This window comes from uncultured Paraglaciecola sp. (assembly GCF_937123705.1).
In the GTDB taxonomy this organism is placed as follows: Bacteria; Pseudomonadota; Gammaproteobacteria; order Enterobacterales; family Alteromonadaceae; genus Paraglaciecola.
In genome coordinates this window covers 1-3746 of record NZ_CAKZKO010000159.1, presented here as the reverse complement: position 1 = coordinate 3746, position 3746 = coordinate 1, and the positions used below count along the sequence as shown (strand labels likewise).

Annotated in this window: 3 protein-coding genes; 2 read left to right on the top strand and 1 reads right to left on the bottom strand. The window is 45.3% G+C overall.

Annotated features, from left to right (window positions below; genetic code table 11):
- The first annotated feature begins 219 nt into the window (after positions 1-219).
- Both istA and istB read left to right on the top strand, forming a co-directional pair.
- Positions 220-1743 (top strand): IS21 family transposase, encoded by a 1524-nt coding sequence (gene istA, locus Q0688_RS21515; protein ID WP_299082277.1) that lies wholly within the window; start codon positions 220-222, stop codon positions 1741-1743.
- A 2-nt stretch (positions 1744-1745) separates the two neighbouring features.
- Positions 1746-2465, top strand: coding sequence for an IS21-like element helper ATPase IstB (istB, locus tag Q0688_RS21510; RefSeq protein ID WP_299082279.1), 720 nt, complete (start codon positions 1746-1748; stop codon positions 2463-2465).
- A 24-nt stretch (positions 2466-2489) separates the two neighbouring features.
- On the opposite strand, the gene Q0688_RS21505 is transcribed toward istB, so the two are convergent.
- Positions 2490-3521 (bottom strand): IS1380 family transposase, encoded by a 1032-nt coding sequence (locus Q0688_RS21505; RefSeq protein ID WP_299082275.1) that lies wholly within the window; start codon positions 3519-3521, stop codon positions 2490-2492.
- Positions 3522-3746 lie beyond the last annotated feature (225 nt).

Genomic DNA, 3746 nt, shown 5'->3' with positions numbered 1-3746 from the left:
CTATGTAACTCGCATGGAGCATGGTAATTTCTCGCAAGTAAAGAGTGTTGGAAACGGTGTCTTAGAGCTTGTCATTGATTGGGGGGCTGGATACCGCGTTTACCTAGGAAAAGACGGTGTATTAGGCGACAATTAACCTGTCCACTTTGACGACAATTATCATGTCCGGTTGAGTGACTATAAAAGCTTGTAAGGTTTCACCTTAAAAAGGAGGTGAACTTGCCAGGCAAACACATCACTCAACAGCAAAGGAATTTGTATATGAAGAATCGCCAGACAGGTTTAAATCAGGAAATCAGTTCAGCGAAATCGGGGATTAGCTCTCGCTCGGGTCGTCGTATTGAGCAGTATGGAAACACATCTAAAAAGCCGCATGACTGGCGCACCCGAGAAGACCCATTTACCGAAGTGTGGGAATCGGATTTGGTGCCATTATTAGAACAAGAACCCACGCTGACTGGATTAACCTTATGGGAGTATCTGGAAGAACGCTATCCGCAACGATATCCCTATAGTCAACTGCGAACATTACAACGTCGGGTCAAACATTGGAGAGCGACACTTGGTCCTGAAAAGCCAGTTATTTTCCGGCAGTCCATCCCGCCGGGACAACAAGGACTTTCTGATTTCACGCACCCTGATAATGAAGTTACGATTGCAGGCCAGCCCTTCAAACATCTGATCTATCAATTCCGCTTGGCTTTTAGCGGCAAGCGTTATGCACATATCGTACAGGGCGGTGAAAGTTACTCGGCATTAGCTGAAGGGTTACAGAATGCTTTGCATAAAATGGGTGGTGTGCCTTTAGAGCATCGCACCGACAGCTTAAGTGCGGCGTATGTGAACCAGTATGAGCACAAGCAGCTAACTCAAGCTTATGAAGGGTTGTGCCAACATTACGGTATGACAGGCACGACCAATAATGTCGGTGTTAGTCATGAGAATGGGGCGATTGAAACAGCACATGCTTCTTTGAAGCATCGCTTGGATCAAACACTTAAGTTACGCGGCAGCGCTGACTTTGCCAGCATAGCTGATTACCAGGCTTTTATTGATCGTAGTATTGAACGCTTAAACCGCATGACCAGAACACGTTTTTTGGTAGAGCAAGAACAATTGCAACCCCTGCCGACCTATCGTTTCATGGATTATGCCGAGCTTTGTGTCAAAGTGACTACCAGCAGTACGATTTCTGTTAAACGAGGACTTTATACCGTCCCGTCCCGGTTAATTGGAGAGACGTTACGCGTTCATCTATATCACGACAAGCTCATCGGTTTTGTCGGCCAAACTAAGGTCATTGAATTGCCACGAGTTTATCCAAAAAAGCCAACCGAGCGGACACGACGTATTGATTACCGTCATGTGATTCATGCGCTAGCAGCCAAACCCCAGGCCTTTCGTTTTTGTAAGTTTCGAGATGAATTATTTCCAGACGACAATTATCGGCAATTGTGGCAACTGGTCGATCAGCAATTGTCAGCCAGAGATGCCTGCAAATGGATGGTAGTGGTACTGCGCATCGCAGCAGAACACGCCTGTGAGAAAACACTAGGCAGCACCTTGCTGCAACAAGCTCAGACAAACAACTTGCCCAATATCAAAGCATTGCAAGCAAGCTATCTGAAACCCACACGTCAATCGACGACGACAAAACAGCATCAAGTCAGTGATTATGACTGTTTGCTTCCTTGTTACCTGAAAAATAGTCAACAACAGCAAGGGAGTAACACATGCCACTAGAGATGATGTTAAAGGAACTGCGCTTAACTACTTTTAACCAGCACCTGGATAATTGCCAGCATCAGGCCGTCAAAAATACCTGGAGTTATACAGACTTCCTGAAAAAACTTTGTGAGCAAGAACTGGCGCATCGCTTCCAGATCCGAACGAGAAATTGGACGCGAGAGGCAAAGCTCCCTGCTGGAAAGAGTTTTGCAACGCTCAACCTGGAAAACCTGCCCAAAAATGTACAACAAGCTGTGTTACAACTTAAGGACAATCAACAGTGGGCTTTGCAAGCTGATAATGTGCTGCTATTTGGCCCATCCGGTGTCGGTAAGTCTCATCTTGCCTGCGCCTTGGGTTATCAACTCATCGAGAAAGGTGTACGTGTTAAATGGCTGACTGCTACTGATCTGGTACAACAACTCCAGGTGGCCAAAAGAAATCTCGACTTAATGACCTATATGACGCGCATGGATAAATACCGGGTACTGATCATTGATGATATCGGATACGTCAAAAAAAGTGATGGTGAAACACAGGTGCTGTTTGAATTCATTGCACATCGCTATGAAAGTGGCAGTTTGATTATCACCTCCAATCAACCCTTCAGCCAGTGGGATCAAATCTTCCCCGATTCCATCATGACTGTTGCAGCTGTTGACCGCGTTATCCATCATGCTCACATCTTAGAAATCGAAGGAGAAAGTTATCGGAAAAAACAACATTTGAAAAAATAATTTACAGTCATTCAACCGGACAACTTAATTGTCGCCAAACCGGACAAGATAGTTGACGTGAGACAAAAATGTGTCGTATGTGGTCGTCTCTAGCAATTCGAGTTGCCAGTTTTGTGTTTTAGGTAACGCCTTGCGCACTGCAACAAAACGACGAGCGACGCGCCACTCAGCGCAGCGATATTCAAAGATACACTGTTCCCAGCTCGGTTGTCCCGTTATGGCTGTCCAGTGTTGTTTGGCTAAAATAGCAGCTAAGTTTTTGAGTTTAACTTTGATCAAATAGCCATGGCCTTGTCTATCCAGCAAATCGAATAAGGTGCCTGCAAAATAACCACTATCCGCTCGAACAATGATGCGCATTCTGTTGGGTAAATGTGCAAGTACTTGCTTGACGAATTCAACAACGCCATTGCTAGTATAGGCGCCGCCGGTTCTAAACCAGGCTTGCAGTATTTCTTTACTACCCGCCAAAAAGGCTAATTGAGGATGGTAAGAGCGCGAGCCCTTATTCTTAGGGTTGTAGCCTTTAGCTGCACCGGCTTGAGTGCCGCACACCGAATCAACCGTGGAGTCAATATCAACCCATTGCGTTGGGTTAAGTCCAATTGCGGATGCGCCCGAACGGTTGGCTCGGCGCCAAACCTGCCCTCGCAATCGATGATTAACACTTTCAAGTTGATTGATCTGTCTTTCTGTCACTTCTTTAAAGAGCCGACTTATAGTAGTCTCAACAGGCAGTTGCATCCAACCCGCAATTTCACGCAAGACACCATCTGACCACACCGCACAAACCTTTGCTATGGAGGTGGCGCCACCAATCATGCCAACTAAGGTCAGCATAACCACATCGGACAACTGATAGTTTGCGTTATCACCTCGTTTGTGCGGAACATCTTGTTTGACTATTTTCTCAAAGCCAATACGACCCAAATATTTTACAACCGGTAAAAGACCTGCTTGGCTGGTTAATCCTCTTGCTGTTGAGGACATATTAACTTTACCAGTTTGTTTGCGAGAGGTTGATTCTTTTCGTTTTTGCGAGAGTTTTTCTTTCATTAGAATAATGACCTGAATAATGGCGTAATGTTGGCATTATCCCATTGATCCGTTTATGTTATTTAATATTACTAGCCTTTTGATTGCAGGATTTAGGTACCAGTCATCCCACCCAAGCCCAGCGGAAAACGTGGCAAACTGGCTAAATCAGATGCGCATAACCTTTGGGAAAGACTAAAAAAATATGAGGTCGCTGTACTATTGTTTGCCAAAAACCCGCATGTG